Genomic DNA, 20,212 nt, shown 5'->3' on the forward strand with positions numbered 1-20,212 from the left:
CCCCAGTGGACCAGCCTACGCAGATCCCGTGATGGCGATCGACCGCACGAAGCTGCGCTGGAACATCAGGAACAGCACGAGGAGCGGAACCAGGGCGAGCGTGGTGGCCGCCATCACGAGTGTCCAGTTGCCGTTGAACTGGCTTTGCAGGCTCGCGGTAGCCACGGTCACGACCCGCCATTGCGTACCCGTCGTGATCACGAGCGGCCACATGAAACTGTTCCAGTGGCTCACGATCGTAATGAGGGTCAGGGTGGCGATAATCGGGTGTGACAGCGGCACCACAATCTCGACCAAAACGTCGAGGGTGTTCGCGCCGTCGAGCCGGGCAGCATCGATGAGTTCCTGGGGAATTCCGCGAAAATATTCGCGCAACAGAAAGATCGCGTACGGGGATGCGAACGCGAACGGCAGCACGAGGCTCCAGAACGAGTTGCGCAACCCAACCTCGGTCATCATCAGGTACAGCGGCACAACGAGCACGACCGGCGGAATCATCAGGGTCGACAGGTACACCCAAAACAACACCTGACGGCCGGGAAAATCTACCCGAGCGAAGGCATAGGCGGCGAGAATCGAGCAGATCAGCTGCCCGACCAAAATCAGCACGGCGGCCAACACCGTGATCAAGATGGCGCGACCGAACTGCGCCGGCCCGTTCAGCAGCAGCGCAAAATTCTCCAGGGTGAACGGGTCCGGCCAACTCAGCGCCGGCTGCTGTGCGAACTGCTCGCGGGTTTTGAACGCGGTCAGAATGCTCAGCAGGAACGGGCCGAGGGTGAACAGGGCACCAAGTACCAGCACCAGGTAGACAGCAGCCGTTGAGGAGAATCTAGTCCATTTCATAGGTGACCCTCCGGCGAAAAAAGAGCTGATGGGCGAGGGTGATGAGAACCAGGATGACCAGCAGAACAACGGCCATGACGGCCGCGCGGCCGAGGTCGAAGGCGTCGAAAGCCTCGTAGTAGATGCGCGCGGCCACAACGTCCGTCGATCGTGCCGGGCCGCCCTGGGTGAGCGCATATACCTGGTCGAAGACCTGAAAGGCCGAAATGACCGTGGTGACGAGCACGAAGAACATGGTCGGACGCAACAGTGGCAGCGTGATATGCCAGAACATCTTCACCGCGCCGGCCCCGTCGATGCGGGCCGCCTCGAGAATCTGCCCGGGAATGTTGAGCAGCCCGGCCATGAAGAACAGCGTGACGTAGCCGACGTTGGTCCAGATCACCACGGCAGCCACGGCCGGTAGCGCCAGTGCGGGGTCACTGAGCCACTCGGCGCGCTGACCGAGCAGGGTGTTGAGTGCCCCATCGGTGGGCGCGAGGATCCACTTCCACACGACGCCCAGAGCAAGCGGAGCGCAAATCCACGGCAGCACGTAGACCGTACGAAACCAGGCTGACCCCGGAAGGCCACGGGTGAGCAGGGTGGCCGCGCCGAGACCGATCAGGGTTTGAATCGGCACCACGAGCAGGGCGAAGATGAGCGTGACCAGCAGGGAGTTTCCGAAGACGCCGTCACTGAGAACGGATTGGTAGTTGTCAAGACCGACGAAGGTGATCGGGCCGATCAGGTTCCAGCTCTGAAAGCTGAGCCAGAGCACGACGAGCACCGGGAGCAGGAGAAAGCAGACCACGCCGAACAAACTGGGAGCGAGCAGGGTGTAGCCGGTGATCGCACTGCGTCGACGCAGGCTGCCCTTATTGGACACGCTCCGCCCACCAGACCACTAACCGGCGGGTGGCTTCGTCCTCGCCGAGGGGTCCATCGTCCAGCCGCTGCTCGAGCAGATAGCGGTAAGCCTCGCCCACTTCGCGTCCCGGTTTCATGCCGAGAACGGCCATAATCTGCTCGCCGTCGAGGTCGGGGCGTACGGCGCCGAGTTCTTCTTGCTCGGCCAGGGCGGCAATGCGCTGTTCCAGGTCGTCGTAGGCGAAGCCGAGCCGATCGGCCTTGCGCCGGTTGCGGGTGGTGACGTCGGCGCGGGTGAGAATATGCAGCCGTTCCAGTTGGTCCCCGGCGTCGCGCACATATCGGCGCACGGCCGAGTCGGTCCAGGCGCCCTCGGTGTAGCCGAAGAATCGCAGGTGCAGTTCGATCAGGCGAGCGACGGCGTTGATCGTGTCATTGTCGAAGCGCAGGGCGCGCAGTCGTTTCTTCGCCAGCTTCGCCCCGACCACGTCGTGGTGGTAGAAGCTCACGACTCCGCCCGGTTCGAGTTTGCGGGTGGCCGGCTTGCCGATGTCGTGCAGCAGGGCGGCGAGGCGCACGATCAGGTCGGGAGCCTCGAGGTTGCCGCGTGATTTCTCATAGCCCATGGCCTGCTCCAGCACGGTGAGGGTGTGCTGGTAGACGTCCTTGTGGTGGTGGTGTTCGTCGATCTCCAACCGCAGGTCGGGAATTTCGGGGAGCACGATCTCGGCCAGGCCCGATTCCATCAGCACCTCGATACCGGCGCGCGGATCAGCGGAGAGCAGCAGTTTCGACAGTTCGTCACCGATACGTTCGGCCGACACGATCCGAATGCTGTCGCGCATTTTTTCCATGGCCAGCGCGGTGTCCTGGTCCAGCGTGAAACCGATCTGGCCGCTGAACCGTGCCGCACGCAGCATCCGCAGAGGGTCGTCTCCGAAAGAAACCTCCGGAGTGCTCGGCGTGCGTAGGCGCTGGGCCAGCAGATCGTCGATACCACCGGCCGGGTCGACCAGGGTCAGCTGGGGCAGGCGCAGGGCCATCGCGTTGACGGTGAAGTCCCGGCGCAGCAGGTCCGGTTCCAGACTGGTGCCGAACACCACGTCGGGCTTGCGGGTCGTGCCGTCGTAGCTGTCGGCGCGATACGTGGTGATCTCCACGGTCTCGCCGGCCAGGCTGGCACCGATCGTGCCGTAGGCCCGGCCGATGTCCCACTGCGCTTCGGAGAGTGGGGTGACGAGGGCGAGGATCTGCTCTGGTGTCGCATCCGTTGTGAAATCCAAATCGTGCAGCGGTCGGTCTAGGAACGCATCGCGCACCGGACCACCGACCAGGGCCAGCTCGTGGCCGGCGGCCGCAAATGCGTTCGCCAGGCGGGATACCGTGGGAGTGGCAGCCAGGTCGCCCAGTCGTGCGAGGGCTGCCGCGACGCTCTGCATATGCCCCATATTAGTTGTCATCGGGCGCGTGCAGGCGCGGTACAGACGGCTCTAGGCTGGCACGCCGTAGAATCCCCCTATGGTGGCCGAGTCAGATTCCGCGCATCGGCCCGCGCTCCCGGCCGCCGCGTGCACAACCGTGCGCCCGGCCCTGCGCACGCAACGTCATCGACGGTTGCTGCCGATTTGGGCGCTTTTGGTCGGATTCCTGACCCTCGCGTCGCTGGTTTTCGCGCCGGAACTCCCTTTCACGGCCCACGCTGAACCTGCGAGCAGCACTGCTGCGATCGCCACTACCCCCGCTGACAGCGTCGAAGTCACCGTTTCTCCGACCGTTACACCGGAACTATCGCCCGGCCAGGACTTGCCCCTGACCGTGACCATTCACAACAACACCGCCGCCGCCATACCGATCGGCCGAGTCGATGTGTATCTCGCGCAGCTCGCGCTCACCACCCGCGCGGCGCTCGATTCCTGGCTGCGGCCCGATGCAGACGCAAATTCCGGCGACCAGCTGATGAGCGTTCCAACAGCAGGACTCATTCCGGCCGGGGCCAGCACGAACATCGCGATCACGGTTCCGGCTGGTTCCGTCGGGTTGACCGACCAGAACGCGTGGGGGGCGCGCGGAATCGCCGCGATTCTCATCGCGGATGACGAGGTTCAAGCCGAAGGCCGCGGCACGTTCGTCTGGTCGCAGGGCAGCGCGATCACCCCGGTCGGGCTCGCGTCTATCTTGCCGATCACCACCCCGGAAGACGCGACCGGCCTGATCACCACCAAGGCCCTCGAGTCGTACACGAGCTCGGCCGGTCTGCTCTCCCGCCAATTAGATATAGCAATCGATGCACCCACGGCCACGATCGCCATCGATCCGCAAATCATCGCGTCCATTCGGGTGCTCGGCAGCGCCGCTCCCGCGTCGGCCGTGGCTTGGCTCGACCGCCTGGCCGGAGCGAGCAATGACATTTTCCCGCTCGGCTACGCAGATGCCGACATCGCGCTGCAAGCACAGGCCGGTGCCACGACGCTACTCGCACCCACCTCATTCGAACCGGCGATCGACCCGAGCCTGTTCGTGGTGCCTACGGCCGCGCCGAGCACGGACACCACCCTCAACCCGAGCGATGTGCCCACCATCACGCCCCCGACCAGTACCGAAACCACCCCGTCCCCGACACCGCCCCTTCCCCCCACGGTTGAGCCGGGCGAGACGGTCGTTCCCACGGCCAGCGAACTGTTGGCCTGGAACTACACGAGTAGCACGATCGGCTGGCCGGCCAGCGGGCAAGTCGCGCGCACCGATCTCGACGTGTTTGCCGCGAGCGGCCTGACCACGACCATTCTCTCCAGCGACAATGTGCAGCAGTCCGACGTCTTCACCCCGAATACCGCCGTCTCCCTTCCGAGGGGGCTGGGCTTGGTCAGTGACTCCACGCTGTCGGCGGCTATCCGTGCGGCCGCCGAGGCCACGACGGAGGATGCCTGGCGGAAGAACGTAGCCGAGGCGGCATCGCTGCTGGCGATTGTGTCTGCGGAGAACCCCAATGCGGCGCGCACCCTGTTGGTCACGTTCGATCGCGGCAGTCCAACGAGCGCGACCCGGGTCGGTCAAACCCTCGCGGCCCTCAACTCAGCCCCCTGGTCGAACGCGGCCTCACTGCAGTCGGCTCTGGATTCCACCCCGGCATCCACGGTGAGCTTTCACGAGGAGGCGATCGACAGCGACCGGGTCGCGCTCGCCCGATCGCTGCTGCAGCGCGAGGGCGCGATGGCCGAGTTCGCCACAATCCTGGCCGATCCGCTGTTGGCCACCGCCCCGGCGCGACTTGAACTGCTGGCCCTTCTGGACACCACCTGGACGGCACAGTCGTCGGCCTGGCAGGAACAAGTCCGGGCGAGCCTCGCCGCCTCCTTCGACCTGATGCACGCCGTGACCGTGACTACGCGCGGTCCGATCATCGTGGTGGGCAGCAAGGTCGACCTGCGCATCACGCTCAACAATGCCCTGGATCAGGCGGTCACCGTGCGCACCGACATCGTGCCATCCAACGGACGGCTCGTCGTCGGTGAAACCCTCGAGACCACAATTCAGCCCAATTCCGCCCAAGCCGTCTCGGTGCCGCTCAGCGCGGCCGTCGGCAACGGCGACGTCGTCTTGCGAGTCACCCTGTTCACTCTCAACGGCACGCCGCTCGGGCAGCCGGCCCCGATCGAAGTGAGTGTGCGGGCCGATTGGGAAGGTGTGGGTGCGAGCATCTTCGCGATCCTCGTCGTCGGTTTCTTCGGGTTCGGAATCTGGCGCAATATCGTGCGCCGACGCCGAGACCGTGCCAGTGGGGCTCCCGTCGCTTCCGGGCAGTTGCCGCCCCCCGCCGCGGAACCCAATGTCTGACACCGTTACCGGTAGCGGCGGCATCGGCCGGGCCAGCGCCTTCCTGGCCTCCGGCACCATGGTCTCGCGCATTCTCGGGTTCGTGAAGCTCATTGTTCTGGCCGGCATGATCGGTCAGCTCGGCGACAGCGCCGACGCGTTCGCCCTGGCCAACCAACTGCCGAACACCGTCTACGTCATTGTCGCCGGCGGTATTCTCACGGCCGTTCTGGTGCCGCAGATCGTGCGCGCCAGTGCGCACCTCGACGGCGGCACGGCCTACATCAACAAACTGCTCACCCTGGCGCTATCGATTCTCGCTGTGACGACAATTGTCGGCACCCTGTTCGCGCCGGCCATCACCGGATTCATCGGCATCAACCTGCCAGCCGACCAAAAAAATCTCGCGGTCGCGTTCGCCTACTGGTGCCTGCCCCAGATGTTCTTCTACGGCCTGTACACGCTGCTCGGCGAGGTGCTCAACGCGCGTCGCATGTTCGGACCGTTCACGTGGGTGCCGGTGCTCAACAATGTGGTCGCGATCGCCGGACTGCTCGTTTTCGGCGTCATGTTTGGGGCTGATGCCACCGGTGAACGGGCGGCGGGCGAATTCACCCCGGCCATGATCGCGCTGCTGGCCGGCACCGCGACGCTCGGCGTGATCGTTCAGGCCGTGGTGTTGTTCTATTTCTGGAAACGCATCGGCCTGCGTTTTCGCCCCGACTTTCATTTTCGCGGGGTTGGCCTCGGTGCCGCCGGAAAGATGGCCACCTGGACCTTCGGCATGCTGGTCCTGACCACCATTGCCGGGATCGTCGAGACGCAGGTGGTCTCGTACGCCACCGGTAAGGCGTCCATTGCCGTACTCGCCACCGCCTGGCTGATCTTCATGTTGCCGCACTCGGTCATCACGGTCTCCGTGGCCACCGCCTACTTCACCCGCATGAGCGAGCACGCGGCACTCGAGAAGTTTGATCTAGTGCGCACAGATGCATCCTCTGCGATACGAGGCACGACCTTGATCATCGTGATCGCGACGGCCGTGATTGCCGTCTGCGCGTATCCGTTCGCCGCCGTGTTCGTGTCACCGTTCGACCAGATTCAGGGCATCGGGAACGTGATCATCGCTTTCATTCTCGGACTCATCGCCTTCTGCATCCTGTTCGTCGTGCAACGCACCTTCTACGCCCTCGGAGACACCCGCACACCGTTCTTTTTCACCCTGTTCCAGGTTGTACTCATCGTGCTCGGTGTGCTCGGCTGCGCCCTGCTGCCGGTGGAATGGATTGCCGTCGGTATCGCCCTGGTCATCACGGTCTCCGGCGTGCTGCAGTGCGTTCTGGCGACCACGCTGCTGCGGCGCCGACTCGGTGGCATCGACGGCCGGCGCATCGTGCGCAGCCTCGTGAAATATTTCGCGGCGGCGATCATTCCGGTCGGCCTCGGCATCGCCCTGCTGTTCACCCTGGGGGGGACGGTCGAGGGCGGATTTGCCGTCGCGTCCCGCCTGAGCGCCATCACCTCGATGCTCGTCATCGGTCTCGTCATGTCCCTGTCCTACTTCGGATTACTCCTCGTCATGCGCAGCAGCGAGCTCACGGCCTTCCTGGCGCCCCTGCAGAAGCGTTTCGGTCGATAAGACGCAACCTGCCTGCAGCGCCGCTTAGACGTCGTGTCAGCACTGCGAGTGACTTCTTCGGCAGCTGAGTGCCTGCGGCAGAAGCTGGAGGGGCCGGAATATCATTTGATTAGGATGTGTTGTATCGAAACGTGAGCCGGGATCCTGCCCGTCTCGCCCATCATTGCAAGGAGCGTGCACGTGCGTCAGATCATCATCATCGGTTCCGGACCGGCCGGTTACACCGCGGCGATCTACGCCGCGAGAGCCAATCTCACACCGCTTCTGATTGCCAGTTCAGTGGAGGCCGGCGGTGAGTTGATGAACACGACCGACGTCGAAAACTTTCCCGGCTTCCCGGAGGGGGTACAGGGACCCGATCTGATGACCAAGATGCAGGAGCAGGCTGAGCGCTTCGGCACCGAGGTCATCTATGACGACGTCGATTCGGTCGACCTGACGGGCCCGTTCAAAACGGTGACCCTGGGTAACGGCGACGTGGAGCAGGCTCTCGCGGTCATCTTCGCCACCGGCTCGGCGTACCGCAAACTCGGTCTCAGCGACGAGGAACGCTTGTCCGGCCGCGGCGTCTCCTGGTGCGCCACCTGCGATGGTTTTTTCTTCAAGGGCAAGGAAATCGCCGTCATCGGCGGTGGCGACTCCGCCATGGAAGAAGCTACTTTCCTTACCCGGTTCGCCTCCAAGGTGCACGTCATTCACCGTAAGGGCGAGCTGCGCGCCTCCAAGATCATGCAGGATCGTGCCTTCGCCAACGACAAGATCCAGTTCACCTGGAACAGTGAAGTTGTCGGCATCACCGGCGCCGACGCTGTCGACGGTCTCATCCTGCGCGACACTGTCTCTGGCGCCGAGAGCAGCCTTCCCGTCGGCGGTGTGTTCGTGGCGATCGGTAACGACCCCCGAACGCACCTCGTGCACAAGCAACTCGATCTGACCCCGGAGGGCACCATCGCAGTAGCCGGCCGGTCCTCGCTCACCAGTCAGGTCGGCGTCTTCGCGGCCGGCGACGTGATCGATTCCAGCTATCGTCAGGCCATCACCGCGGCCGGCTCCGGCTGCGCTGCCGCTCTCGACGCAGAGCACTACCTCAGCACCCTCCCCCCCGCCTTTCTGGCCCAAGCCGGCGACACCGAACTCGCATCAGTTAACTAAGGAGATTCACATGACCGCACGATCCGTCACCGAAGCCAACTTCGATCAGGAAGTCATCAACAACGAGAAGACCGTACTGGTCGACTTCTGGGCCGAGTGGTGTGGCCCCTGCCGCGCCGTCAGCCCCATTCTCGACCAGATCGCGGCCGAGAACTCCGACAAGCTCGACATCGTCAAGCTCAACGTCGACGAGCACCCGGCCCTGGCCGCCAAGTACCAGATCACCTCCATCCCCGCGATGAAGGTTTTCCAGAAGGGCGAGGTCGTCAAGACCGTCATCGGCGCCAAGCCGAAGCCGCAGCTCGAGAAGGACCTGGCCGACTTCCTGGTCTAAGTCACACCCTGAATGCTGAAAACCCGTCCGGCAGCAGCTGGGCGGGTTTTTCGGTGTGCGCTGCCACCCCATACGATGAAGTGAACAGCAGAACGGATGTGACGTGACAAATCAGGGTTCCACTGAAACTGGATTCGAGCAGGCCGGCAACAACCTTGATCCGTGGTACCACCAGTACGCGGACCGAGCCGCGGGCCTGAAGGCCTCCGAGGTGCGCGCCCTGTTCGCCGTGGCCTCGCGCCCCGAGGTGGTGTCTCTCGCCGGAGGCATGCCGTACGTCGCAGCCCTGCCGCAGGACAGCATCAGGAATGCCATGGATAAAGTCATGCGCGAAAAGGGTGCGACAGCCCTGCAATATGGCTCTGGTCAGGGATTTCCCCTGCTGCGCGAGCAGATTCTCGACGTGATGGCCCTCGAAGGCATCAAGGCGAACGCCGACGATGTCGTGGTCACAACCGGCTCCCAGCACGCCCTCGAACTGGTGAGCAAGCTCTTTTTGAACCCCGGAGATGTCGTCGTCTCCGAGGGTCCAAGCTATGTCACCGCGATGGTCATCTTCAAGTCCTATCAGGCCGAGGTCGACCATGTCCCCATGGACGAGAATGGCATGATTCCCGCTGCCCTGATCGAACACATCGCCGCCCTGAAGGCCGCAGGGCGCACCATCAAGTTCCTCTATACGATCCCCAGTTTCCACAACCCGGCCGGCGTAACCCTTAGCTGGGCACGTCGCCTGGAAATTCTTCAGATTTGCCGCACCAACAACATTCTGGTCCTGGAGGACAACCCCTACGGTCTGCTGTATTTCGACAAGCCGGCACCGGATGCGATCCGCTCACTCGAGCGCGACGGCGTCGTCTACCTCGGTACCTTCTCAAAAACCCTCGCTCCCGGCTTTCGTGTTGGTTGGGCCCTTGCCCCGCACGCCATTCGCGAGAAACTCGTCCTCGCCAACGAGGCGGCCGTACTCTCCCCCAGCTCGTTCACGCAGATGGTCATCTCGGAGTACCTCTCCACCGCCGATTGGCAGGGCCAGATCAATACTTTCCGCGGCGTCTATCACGAGCGCAAGAATGCAATGCTGACCGCGCTGGACGAATACCTGCCCGACCTGACCTGGACGAACCCGACCGGTGGGTTCTACGTCTGGGTGACCCTGCCGGAGCAACTCGATTCCAAGGCCATGCTGCCCCGCGCAGTCAAAGAACTCGTCGCCTACACTCCCGGTACTGCCTTTTACGCTAACGGTGACGGCCGCCAGCATATTCGCCTCGCGTTCTGCTATCCCACCCCCGACAGCATTCGCTTGGGCATCCGTCGTCTTGCCACCGTGATTCGCGGCGAGCTCGATCTGCTCGACACCTTCGCCGGCACGGGATCCCTCGGTCCCGCCCCTGAGCGATCAGGTCCCCGGAATCAGCGCTACGCCGGCCCGCCGGCCAATATCTCCTAAATTCGCCGCCCTACCCCTAATCAGCTAGGAAAAATCCTGATCATGAGCGAATCGAATCCTCTCAACATCACCATCCTCGCGGGCGGCATCTCGCACGAGCGCGATGTTTCCCTCCGTTCCGGCCGTCGCGTAGCGGATGCCCTCACCGATTCCGGACACTCCGTCACGGTGCTCGATCCCGGCGCAAACCTGCTCACCACCCTCACCGCGCAGGCGCCCGACCTCATTTGGCCTACCCTGCACGGCGCTACCGGCGAAGACGGCGCGCTGCTCTCCCTACTTGAGACGACCGGCATTCCCTTTCTGGGCTCCCGCGGTCCCGCTGCAGCCCTGGCCTGGAATAAGGGAACCGCGAAAGAACTCGTATCGCGCGCCGCTCTGGCAACTCCCCCGGCGATCGTGCTCTCCACTGAAACCTTTCGGGACCTCGGTGCTACGGACGTACTCGAGCACTTGATCAGTGCGATCGGCCTTCCCCTCGTCGTCAAACCAGCGCAGGGTGGCTCCTCGCAGGGCGTCACTATCGTACGAACCCCCGGTGAACTGCCCCGTGCCATGGTTGATGCGTATACCTACGCCAATACCGCCCTCGTCGAGGCGTACATCGAGGGGATCGAGGTCACGGTGGCCGTAATCGATGCCGGGAACGGTCCCACAGCGCTTCCCATCGTCGAAATCGTGCCCGTCGACGGAGTTTACAGCTTCGAGGCCCGCTATAACGCCGGCGAAACCGACTTTTACACCCCTGCCCGCCTCGCTCAGGACGTCTCAGGGGCGGTGAGTGCCTCCGCTGTGGCCATTCACACCCTGCTCGGCCTGCGTCACCTGAGCCGCGTCGACCTCATCATTGACGCAGCGGGCACCCCGTGGTTTCTCGAGGCCAATGTGCTTCCCGGCCTCACCGAGACTTCGCTGGTGCCGCAGGCCATCGAGGCCGCCGGTCAGACCCTCGGCGCCACGTACTCCGCCCTCGCTGCCCACGCCCTACGCACCCAGTAGACCGGCCCACCGTTTCACGTGAAACATACGGCTCGTGCGGCCGCTTCACATGAAACGAGCCGCCGTGGCACCGCCGTGGCACCGCCGTGGCACCGCCGTGGCACCGCCGTGGCACCGCAATGTTCCAGTGTAGGAACTGAAACGTGCACCATGACGACTCGGTGTCTCCGTGAAGCCGTCGCGCTAACCCGACGTCGCCACTAACACGGTGGCCGGTCGCCGCGCGTAGTCCGCTCGTGACAAATGTGGCTCCGCGCCGGGCGAGCTCACCCGGTGGAACGGGCGCGTTTCACGTGAAACGGAACGCCACTTGACCGTCCGCTTACAGCGTGGAACCGAAGCCGGCCACGGTGCTGGCTACTGCAAAATTTTCGCGTGAATATGCCTTTGACTCGGGCGAAATCCCGACAACTTCTCGCTCAGCCTTGCGACACCCTCAGCATCCAGTGTTTCACGTGAAACATCCGAGCGAGGACAGTCGGAATGTTTCACGTGAAACGCCATCCACGGCACGGACCTAGGTGGCGCTGAAGCCGGGTTCTCCGAGGACTGTCAGGATGCGATTGAGATCACCGATTGTCGCGAAATCTACCGTGATCTGGCCTTTTCGTGCGCCGAGATGGATTTTGACCCGGGTATCGAGACGATCTCCGAAGTGTTCAGCGATCTCATCGAGGTGTCCCTGGCGCCGTCCGGGCAGCGGCTTCATGATGGATTTCTTGGGACCAGCGGTCGCCGCGGCTTCCGCCGCACGCACTGACAGGTCCTCTTCGACGATCTTGTCTGCCAGACGCAGCATGCCGTTCATGTCGCCGACGGACAGGATGGCCCGTGCGTGACCGGCCGACAGAACCCCGGCGGCAACACGCAACTGCACGGGTTCCGGCAGCTTGAGCAGCCGCAGGGTGTTGGTGATCTGCGGCCGCGATCGACCGATCCGCGTTGCCAGCTCTTCCTGGGTAATGCCAAAGTCGGCGAGTAACTGCTGATACGCAGATGCCTCTTCCAGCGGATTCAGCTGCGCGCGGTGCAGGTTCTCCAGAAGTGCGTCTCGGAGCATGTCGACGTCGGCGGTATCGCGGACGACGGCCGGAATGCTGTCGAGCCCCACCTCCCTGGTGGCGCGCAGCCGACGTTCGCCCATCACGAGCTCGTACTTGCCGGGCTCATCGGGCAGGGGGCGCACGACGATGGGCTGCAGCACACCGACTTCGCGAATGCTGTTCACGAGTTCGGCGAGGTCATCCTCATCGAAGATGGTACGCGGCTGGGCCCGGTTGGGAACGATGTCCCTGGGGTCCAGGTGCGCCAGCGTAGCGCCGGGCACGGGAACGAGCGCGGGGGAGGCGTCCGCTTCCGCGAGCGAACCCCGGGGAAAGAAGACGTCCACCGGACGCGGCGCCGAGGCGCCTTCCTGCACCGGAATGAGTGCGCCGATACCGCGACCGAGGCCGGTTCTTTTCGCCATTATCGCTGTTCTCCTAATTGTGGCTTGTCTCCTCTTGGGGGCTCCTGCGCTGCTCGCGGTGCCCCGCGATGGGCCATTTCTGCTGCTGCTTCGAGGTATGAGAGCGATCCTGCGGAGTTGAGGTCGTAGCTGACGACGCTCTGACCGTAGCTGGGCGCCTCAGAAACGCGCACAGAACGGGGAATTGCCGTATTCAAGACCTCTTTGGGGAAGTGATCGCGTACTTCCTTGGCAACCTGGGTCGCCAGATTGGTGCGGCTGTCGTACATCGTGAGCAAAATCGTCGATACGACCAGGTCGGGGTTGAGGTGCTTCTCAATAAGCTTGATGTTCTTGAGGAGCTGGCTCAGCCCTTCCAGTGCGTAATACTCGCACTGGATCGGAATGAGAACTTCACGTGCGGCGACGAAGGCATTGATGGTCAACAGTCCGAGCGAGGGCGGGCAATCGATGAAGACATAGTCGTAGGGCTCGGATGTCCCAGCCAGATACAGGTCGAGGGCCCGGCGAAGACGCTGTTCGCGAGCAACCAGCGACACCAGTTCGATCTCGGCACCGGCCAGGTGAATCGTCGCCGGCACGCAGAACAGGGCACCGAATTCGGGGCTTTTCTGCACGACTTCATCCATGGGCATGTCATTGATAATGACGTCGTAAACGCTCGGCGTCTCGGCCCGGTGCTCTACACCGAGGGCAGTAGAGGCGTTGCCCTGCGGATCGAGGTCGATGACCAATACGCGTGCTCCCTGACGAGCGAGCGCCGCAGCAAGGTTGACGGCAGTGGTGGTCTTGCCGACTCCACCTTTTTGGTTGGAGATCGTCAACACCCGGGTCTTCTCTGGCTTGGGCAGTTCGCCAGCGGCAATGACTTGCCGGCGACGCGTCAACTCAGCGATCTCCCTGGCCAGCGGGGTTGTACCGTCGAACCCCGGCGCCTTGCCTGTGCGCTGATCTTCAGCAGGATGTTTCACGTGAAACCTTTACGCTCGACGGTTGATGAGCCACCCGAAAGGGACCCCCGAACACCAAAACTGGTGACATTCGGGACTACTCCACTGTAGCTCGGATGACCCGGGTTACCTCCGGCAGCACGCCCGCGCCGAGGGTAATGACCTCGACATCGCGCAGACGGTATTTCTTGATGGGCTTCGCTGCGGCCACGACTTCACGCTGGGCGCCCTCGCCCTTCATGAGAATGAGCTCGCCACCGGTGCGCAGCAGGGGCGCCGTCAGGGGGATCAGTTTACTAAACGCACTCACGGCCCGGGCGGTGACCTGATCAAGCGGATTCGCTAATCGTGCTTCTTCGGCCCGCGCCCGTACTACGGTCACATTGGCCAGTTGCAGCGCGGCAACCTGGTCGTTTAACCACGCGACCCGTCGTTCCATCGGTTCGATCAGCACGAACTCCACATCGGGCCGCACGATGGCCAGAACCAGGCCGGGCAGACCCGCGCCGGACCCAACGTCTCCAACAAGACCGGGTCGCAGCAGGGGTGCCACAATGGCACAGTTCAGAATGTGGCGTGACCAAAGGCGGGGAAGTTCCAACGGCCCAATCAGCCCAAGAATTTCCCCCTGATCAGCCAAATTACTTGTAAAAGCACGAATGACGTCGATCTGGGGGCCGAAGAGATCGACCGCGGCGGCCGGCTCGATCTCCAGCGCCACCGGCACGGCAATGTCGAGTGCTGCCTCGGCGGACTCGGGCACGTTTGAGGCTGGTACGGCTGATTCAGGCATGACCGTCGAGGCTACGCTGCGGTGATGACGGTGTGCCGGTCGCGACCCTCGCCGGACGACTCGGATCGGTAATTACCGCTGGCTGCAACGATGTCGTGTACGAGTTTGCGTTCGTACGAGGACATGGACGGCAGATCGGCTTCGCTCGCGCCGCCTTCAATGCGTTCAATGGCCCGTGCCACCAGGGCCGCGAGTTCGGCTTCGCGCACCTCGCGGGATCCGCCAATATCCAGGATCAGACGTGAGAACGAACCCGTCTTATTCTGCACCGCGAGGCGCGTCAGCTCCTGCAGGGCATTGACCGTCTCCGGCTTGGAGAGCACCCGGAGGTTGTCGGCGTCGGACGCCTTGACGGCCAGATACGCCCGACCGTTGCGCGCGTCGATGTCGATATCGCCGTCGAGGTCGCAGATATCCAGAAACTCTTCGATGTAATCCGCGGCGATATCGCCTTCACGCTCGAGTTGGTCGGTCGTCAGTGGTGCCTCGGGGGCAACGGAGGGGGCATCCGCTGTGGAAGCGCCCGGGGAGACAACTGCGGGAAGCGGGCTGTCGCTCACCGCAGTGCTTTCCTCGCTGAGGCCGGTCTTGTCCGTCACGGTGATCTCCACTACTTTTTCGGGCCGGTCTGCTTCTTGGCGCGAGCCTTACCGACCGGCTGCTGACGCTGCACGGGCTTGGCGGGCTCCTCGACCACAATGATGTCACCGTCGGTCGCGATGAGCTTACCCTTGCGGGCCATGCGCTCTTCCCGCGCCTTAGCGGCTTCACTGCCGGGCGTTGGCATGTTTCGAATCACCAGGAACTGCTGAATCATGGTCCAGAAGTTCGAGGTGAGCCAGTAGAACATGACGCCGAGCGGGAACGCGACACCGGAGAAGGCGAAAACGAGGGGGAGCAGGTAGAGCATGATGCGCTGCTGCTTGAACATGGGGCTCGCCTTGGTCTCCGGCGACATGTTCTTGGAGACGATCTGCAACTGCGTGATGAACTGCGACGCGGTCATCAGCACGACCATGGTCGCCGCGATGATCATGACGGTTACGTTGAACGGCTGACCGGACGTCCAGAGTGACCACTGCGAGGCGAAGGTGTCGTGTAGCGGTGCTTCACCGAACAGGGTGGCGTTGCCGAAGCTGATTGCGAGGTCGCTGTTGAGCGGTCCGACGCCAGCCTTGGCGCGCTGGGCGTCGTTGAGCACAGAGAACAGGGCGAAGAAGATGGGCATCTGCAACAGCAGTGGCAGGCAGGAGCTCAGCGGGTTCGTACCCGTCTTCTTGTACATTGCCATGGTCTCGCGGGACATGGCCTCACGCGAGAATTGGTCTTTCTTACCCTTGTACTTGTCTTGGATCTTCTTCAGCTGGGGGGCGACCTCGAGCATCTTGCGCTGGCTTTTGATCTGTCGCACGAAGATGGGAATGAGGGCCGCACGCACCACCAGTACGAGGCCGACGATGGACAGCACCCAGGTGAGACCGTCGTCGTAGCCCAGACCTGCGATTCCGATCTGGGAAAAGAGCCAGTGGAAGGCGACAAGCAGTAGCTCGACCACCCATTTCAGAGGCCAGAGGATCGTACCTATGAGGTCCATACTGTGGGTTAGCCCTTTCCGTGGCTAGGTGCAACGACAAAACCGAACGACGTCACGGTGTAGCGACGTTTGCTTTTGAGAGGTACATCATCGATGCCGCCTTCAGACCACGGATGACAATGGCTCAGTCTGCGTGCAGCAAGGGCGCAGCCCCACGCTAGTCCGTGTTCCTGAACGGCCCCCAGTGCGTAGGCCGAGCAAGACGGGTAGAACCGACACACATCTCCATAGAGCGGAGAGATCACGGCGCGGTACACGCGAAGCAACAGCACACCCGCGTTACGGGGCAGCAGGATGATCGTCGTGAGCACGGAGTTCATCGGCCCGCGCTGCCCTTTCGCGCTGGTCGCGAGCGCGAGAGGGAACGTTGCACTTCATCGCGCAGCGTCTGCCACGCGGCATCTCGCGCAGTCGGCAGAGCGCGGATGACGACGTCCGTTCCCGGCGATACCGTGGACAGCAACTCGGACGTTACCGCCTTGAGGCGACGGCGAACGAGATTGCGTCTCACGGCGTCACCCACATTCTTTGCCACGATGAATCCGAAGCGAACCGGGACAACGACATCCGTGGGTACGGAGCCGGGCCGAACATAGAGGACGGTGTGTGCACCGACGATCCGTACACCACGCCGAACGACGCCCTGGTAATCGCTGCCACTCGTAATGCGATTTACGTGAGCGAGCACGAGAACCTGGCGACCATCAGAACCTACGCGGAGAGTTCGGTGCGACCCTTGCGACGGCGAGCACCGAGGATGGCGCGGCCCGCACGGGTGCGCATGCGCAGACGGAAGCCGTGCACCTTGGCGCGACGACGGTTGTTCGGCTGGAAGGTTCTCTTGCTCATAGTTCAATCTCCACGTATTTGAATCACCGCTGGCCAAGTTCCCCTCGGCCAGAACAGCAGCGCGCACAGAAGTCGGAAGCCCGCGGGATGGGGTCAACTGATTAAAACTACGGCCTGGGCCACGTCTGGTCAAACTCAGGCCCCGAATCAGGAGATTATCCACAATAATGACTCCAGCGTGGATACCGAACTGAGCAGGCGAGCCATGGGTGAATTCGCCTCGCTGAGTGGGATTGACTACCGTGAAGACAAGTTATCCACAGGTTGGTGTCTTCAACCTGAGAATTCGGTCGGTTTTATACACAAGCGGTGGATAACTTTAGCGATGACTCGAGAAAGACGCCGCGGGATGAGCCGTGACGGCAGATGAGCTGGTGTGCACCAGCGGCCCCGCATCACCGGCCTCCGCGGTCGAACAATGAAAAACCGAAACACAGAGATTGTAGGAACCATGGCAGACGTTGAAACGCCGATTGTCCAGACCTGGCGGTCCGTCCTGACCGCGTTGGAATCCGACGCCACCATCACACCCATGCTCTACGGTTTCCTCAGTCTGGTCGAGCCGAAAGGCATCGCCGCTGGCACCTTCTATCTCGAGGTGCCCAACGAGTTCACGGCGAGCATGCTCAACCAGCGAATGCGGGTTCCCCTGCTCACCGCAATGGGTCAGCTCGATGAGGCCACGGCAGTGTCCACTTTCTATGTGGTGGTGAACCCCGAACTCGAGCAGGAGTCGCTGCGACCGGTGCAACAGACGATGACTCCGCCCGACGTTGTCATCACGCCGTCCCCGTCGCAATCGGTGTTCGAGGGCGCTGCTCCGACACCGGTCCATGAAACTCGGCTCAACCCCAAATACAGTTTTGACAATTTCGTGATCGGGCAGTCCAATCGATTCGCGCACGCGGCCGCCGTGGCGGTGGCCGAAGCGCCGGCCAAGGCCTACAACCCGCTCTTCATCTATGGGTCGTCGGGCCTCGGTAAAACCCACCTATTGCACGCCATCGGTCACTACGCCATGAGCCTGTACCCGGGTATCCGTGTTCGTTACGTCAGTTCCGAAGAGTTCACCAACGACTTCATCAACTCCATCGCGAACAACCGCGGTTCCGCCTTTCAAGCGCGTTATCGCAACATCGACATTTTGATGATCGATGACATCCAGTTTCTGCAGAACAAGGCAGAAACCCAGGAAGCGTTCTTCCATACTTTCAACACCCTGCATGACCACAACAAGCAGGTGGTCATCACCAGCGATTTACCGCCCAAACACCTCACTGGCTTCGAAGACCGTATGCGAAGCCGGTTCGAGTGGGGTCTGATCACAGATGTCCAGGCTCCTGACCTGGAGACCCGCATCGCCATTCTGCGCAAGAAAGCGCAGAGCGAAAAGCTGCAGGTGCCGCACGACATTCTTGAATTCATGGCCTCGAAAGTGTCGTCGAATATTCGTGAGCTCGAAGGCACCCTGATTCGAGTCACTGCGTTCGCGAGTTTGAATCGCACGCCGGTGGATATGGACCTCGTTCAGACGGTGCTCAAAGACCTCATCACCCTCGACGAGGACAACGTGATCGCTCCGGTCGACATCATCACCAACACGGCCAACTACTTCAAGCTGTCAGTCGATGATTTGTACGGTTCCAGTCGGTCGCAAGCGATCGCCACGGCTCGTCAAATCGCTATGTACCTGTGCCGAGAACTCACGAACCTGTCGCTGCCCAAGATCGGCCAGCTCTTCGGTAACCGCGACCACACAACCGTGATGTATGCCAATAAGAAAATCAGTGAACTCATGAAGGAACGGCGCTCCATCTACAACCAGGTGACCGAGCTGACCAACCGCATCAAACAGGATCACCGCTACAAATAGCCGCACACGGCAGCACGGCCCCTCCGGAGGTTTCACGAGTTTCAGGTCGTGGAGACCAGGTTTGACCCGGAGGGGCCAAATTTTTTTTAGTTTTCACACCTGTGGATAACCCTGTGGAATTAACTCACACAACGTGGCCATTCCTGTAGAAACTTGAGGCCCGCCTGTAGAAACGTGTAATTACACCAAGTCCGAGTTGCTCAAACGAATGACAAACTTCCACAGCTCGCCCACAAGTTACAAACGTGTAGTTCCCAATGCCTGAGCGGTTTTCACAGAGTTATCCACAGTTTCCACAACGGTTAAGAAGATTAACAAGAATTCCTTAACTGGATCTAGCCGACAACCTTGACTGCCAAGCCCCTCGAAGAGGCACCGTACCGAACCGACCGGTGAAGACAGCTAGCATTGAGGCCCACCCATCCGCCGCAAACGCTAAGGAATGACATCGTGAGATTTCAGGCAAATCGGGATGTCTTCAGCGAAGCAGTTTCCTTCGCGGTCAAGCTGTTACCGCAGCGCACCACCCTGCCCATCCTCAGTGGCGTGCTTATCGAAGCGACCGCAACGGGCTTGATCCTGTCGTCATTCGACTACGAGGTATCTGCTCAAACCGAAATCGTGGCCGAGGTCGAAGAAACCGGCAAGGTTTTGGTCTCTGGCCGTCTGCTCGCCGAGATCGCCAGCCGGCTCCCCAATGCACCGGTGCGTTTTTCCACAGAGAATTCACGCATCAAGGTGAGCTGTGGCTCGGCAAGTTTCACCCTGCTGTCTATGCCGGTTGAGGAGTATCCGAGCATTCCGCAGGTGAGCACCCAGTCCGGCCTCGTGCCCGCGGAAGAATTTGCCGCTGCTGTCGCCCAAGTCGCCGTCGCCGCGTCGCGGGACGACGTCACTCCCGTCATCACCGGTGTGCAGCTGGAGGTAACGGAAAACAGTCTCAGTCTGGTCGCCACCGATCGCTACCGCGTCGCGGTTAGGGAAATCGATTGGGACCCGGGCAGCAACACCGCCGCTGGCACCATCACGGCACTTGTGCCAGCTCGAACCCTGCAGGAAGTCGGCAAGACCTTTGGCCACAGCGGAACCATCTCGGTCTCCATCACCAACAGCGACGACCGCGAATTAATCGCGTTCACGGCCAACAAGAAGACCGTTACGTCATTGTTGATCAAGGGTAATTTTCCTCCCGTTCGCCGTTTGTTTCCCACAGCAATTGACAACTATGCGGTGATGAACACGGCCGATTTGATTGAAGCCACTCGCCGCGTGCAGCTTGTGCTGGAACGTGAGGCGGCCCTGCGTTTCACGTTCGCCACCGACGGCGTCACGCTCGAAGCGGTGGGGTCCGAACAGGCACAGGCCTCGGAAACCATTGATGCCATCCTCTCGGGTATCGAGACCGTGGTCTCGCTCAAACCGCAGTTCCTGCTCGACGGGCTCAGCGCGGTGCACTCCGAATTCGTGCGGATCTCGTTCACGAAGACGGAAAACCCGAACAAGCCAGGGCCGGTGCTGATCACCAGCCAGACCTCGCGCGAGCAGGCCGGAGCGGACAGCTACAAGTACCTGCTTCAGCCCAACCTGCTGCTGCGCTAAC

At 62.1% G+C, this 20,212-nt stretch carries 19 protein-coding genes; 8 read left to right on the forward strand and 11 right to left on the reverse strand.

The features are described from left to right. Positions 1-15: 15 nt before the first annotated feature. Genes E3N85_RS01295 through E3N85_RS01305 form a run of 3 tightly spaced genes read right to left on the reverse strand, consistent with a single transcriptional unit; the run spans position 16 to position 3,134 of the window. Positions 16-846, reverse strand: coding sequence for a carbohydrate ABC transporter permease (locus tag E3N85_RS01295; protein WP_134458603.1), 831 nt, complete (start codon positions 844-846; stop codon positions 16-18). Beyond that, on the reverse strand, positions 833-1,714 hold the full coding sequence (locus E3N85_RS01300) for a carbohydrate ABC transporter permease (protein ID WP_134458605.1): 882 nt from the start codon (positions 1,712-1,714) through the stop codon (positions 833-835). The genes E3N85_RS01295 and E3N85_RS01300 overlap by 14 nt, the downstream gene beginning before the upstream one ends. Then, positions 1,704-3,134 carry a CCA tRNA nucleotidyltransferase gene (locus E3N85_RS01305; RefSeq protein ID WP_134458607.1) on the reverse strand — a complete coding sequence of 477 codons (1,431 nt, stop codon included), beginning with the start codon at positions 3,132-3,134 and terminating at the stop codon, positions 1,704-1,706. Before E3N85_RS01305 ends, E3N85_RS01300 begins: the two co-directional genes overlap by 11 nt. A gap of 79 nt (positions 3,135-3,213) precedes the next feature. On the opposite strand from E3N85_RS01305, the gene E3N85_RS01310 reads away from it, so the two are divergent. From E3N85_RS01310 to E3N85_RS01335, 6 genes are all read left to right on the forward strand, one after another. After that, complete coding sequence (locus E3N85_RS01310; protein WP_134458609.1) at positions 3,214-5,529, forward strand: DUF6049 family protein; 2,316 nt, start codon at positions 3,214-3,216, stop codon at positions 5,527-5,529. After that, the gene (gene murJ / locus E3N85_RS01315; protein ID WP_134458611.1) at positions 5,522-7,147 is read left to right on the forward strand and encodes a murein biosynthesis integral membrane protein MurJ; all 1,626 of its coding nucleotides are present in this window, start codon (positions 5,522-5,524) and stop codon (positions 7,145-7,147) included. The genes E3N85_RS01310 and murJ overlap by 8 nt, the downstream gene beginning before the upstream one ends. 180 nt (positions 7,148-7,327) lie before the next feature. After that, complete coding sequence (gene trxB / locus E3N85_RS01320) at positions 7,328-8,299, forward strand: thioredoxin-disulfide reductase (protein WP_134458613.1); 972 nt, start codon at positions 7,328-7,330, stop codon at positions 8,297-8,299. Between the two features lie 10 nt (positions 8,300-8,309). Then, the gene (trxA, locus tag E3N85_RS01325; protein ID WP_134458615.1) at positions 8,310-8,633 is read left to right on the forward strand and encodes a thioredoxin; all 324 of its coding nucleotides are present in this window, start codon (positions 8,310-8,312) and stop codon (positions 8,631-8,633) included. Between the two features lie 103 nt (positions 8,634-8,736). After that, the gene (locus tag E3N85_RS01330; protein WP_134458617.1) at positions 8,737-10,086 is read left to right on the forward strand and encodes a PLP-dependent aminotransferase family protein; all 1,350 of its coding nucleotides are present in this window, start codon (positions 8,737-8,739) and stop codon (positions 10,084-10,086) included. 42 nt (positions 10,087-10,128) lie between these two features. Further along, positions 10,129-11,085 (forward strand): D-alanine--D-alanine ligase, encoded by a 957-nt coding sequence (locus E3N85_RS01335; RefSeq protein WP_134458619.1) that lies wholly within the window; start codon positions 10,129-10,131, stop codon positions 11,083-11,085. A gap of 517 nt (positions 11,086-11,602) precedes the next feature. On the opposite strand, the gene E3N85_RS01340 is transcribed toward E3N85_RS01335, so the two are convergent. From E3N85_RS01340 to rpmH, 8 genes are all read right to left on the reverse strand, one after another. Then, a complete protein-coding gene (locus tag E3N85_RS01340; RefSeq protein WP_134458621.1) occupies positions 11,603-12,553 on the reverse strand; it encodes a ParB/RepB/Spo0J family partition protein in 951 nt (316 codons plus the stop codon). Further along, on the reverse strand, positions 12,553-13,524 hold the full coding sequence (locus E3N85_RS01345) for a ParA family protein (protein ID WP_134458623.1): 972 nt from the start codon (positions 13,522-13,524) through the stop codon (positions 12,553-12,555). The genes E3N85_RS01340 and E3N85_RS01345 overlap by 1 nt, the downstream gene beginning before the upstream one ends. Before the next feature lie 76 nt (positions 13,525-13,600). Further along, positions 13,601-14,296 carry a 16S rRNA (guanine(527)-N(7))-methyltransferase RsmG gene (rsmG, locus tag E3N85_RS01350; RefSeq protein WP_134458626.1) on the reverse strand — a complete coding sequence of 232 codons (696 nt, stop codon included), beginning with the start codon at positions 14,294-14,296 and terminating at the stop codon, positions 13,601-13,603. 11 nt (positions 14,297-14,307) lie between these two features. Next, positions 14,308-14,775 carry a R3H domain-containing nucleic acid-binding protein gene (locus tag E3N85_RS01355; protein ID WP_166783829.1) on the reverse strand — a complete coding sequence of 156 codons (468 nt, stop codon included), beginning with the start codon at positions 14,773-14,775 and terminating at the stop codon, positions 14,308-14,310. Between the two features lie 131 nt (positions 14,776-14,906). After that, positions 14,907-15,890, reverse strand: coding sequence for a membrane protein insertase YidC (gene yidC / locus E3N85_RS01360; RefSeq protein ID WP_134458628.1), 984 nt, complete (start codon positions 15,888-15,890; stop codon positions 14,907-14,909). Positions 15,891-15,898: 8 nt separating this feature from the next. Next, the gene (gene yidD / locus E3N85_RS01365) at positions 15,899-16,210 is read right to left on the reverse strand and encodes a membrane protein insertion efficiency factor YidD (protein WP_134458630.1); all 312 of its coding nucleotides are present in this window, start codon (positions 16,208-16,210) and stop codon (positions 15,899-15,901) included. Beyond that, positions 16,207-16,578 carry a ribonuclease P protein component gene (gene rnpA, locus E3N85_RS01370; protein WP_134458632.1) on the reverse strand — a complete coding sequence of 124 codons (372 nt, stop codon included), beginning with the start codon at positions 16,576-16,578 and terminating at the stop codon, positions 16,207-16,209. Before rnpA ends, yidD begins: the two co-directional genes overlap by 4 nt. A 23-nt stretch (positions 16,579-16,601) precedes the next feature. Further along, positions 16,602-16,739, reverse strand: coding sequence for a 50S ribosomal protein L34 (gene rpmH, locus E3N85_RS01375; protein ID WP_010204566.1), 138 nt, complete (start codon positions 16,737-16,739; stop codon positions 16,602-16,604). Positions 16,740-17,190: 451 nt separating this feature from the next. Here rpmH and dnaA point away from each other — a divergent pair, with 451 nt between their 5' ends. Together dnaA and dnaN are read left to right on the forward strand one after the other, a co-directional pair. Further along, positions 17,191-18,612 (forward strand): chromosomal replication initiator protein DnaA, encoded by a 1,422-nt coding sequence (dnaA, locus tag E3N85_RS01380; protein WP_134458634.1) that lies wholly within the window; start codon positions 17,191-17,193, stop codon positions 18,610-18,612. A gap of 450 nt (positions 18,613-19,062) precedes the next feature. Continuing rightward, positions 19,063-20,211, forward strand: a complete 1,149-nt coding sequence (dnaN, locus tag E3N85_RS01385) for a DNA polymerase III subunit beta (RefSeq protein ID WP_134458637.1) — start codon at positions 19,063-19,065, stop codon at positions 20,209-20,211. Position 20,212: the final 1 nt, after the last annotated feature.

Origin of the sequence: Cryobacterium sp. Hz9, from assembly GCF_004402825.1 — a bacterium.
Taxonomy (GTDB): Bacteria; Actinomycetota; Actinomycetes; order Actinomycetales; family Microbacteriaceae; genus Cryobacterium; species Cryobacterium gelidum.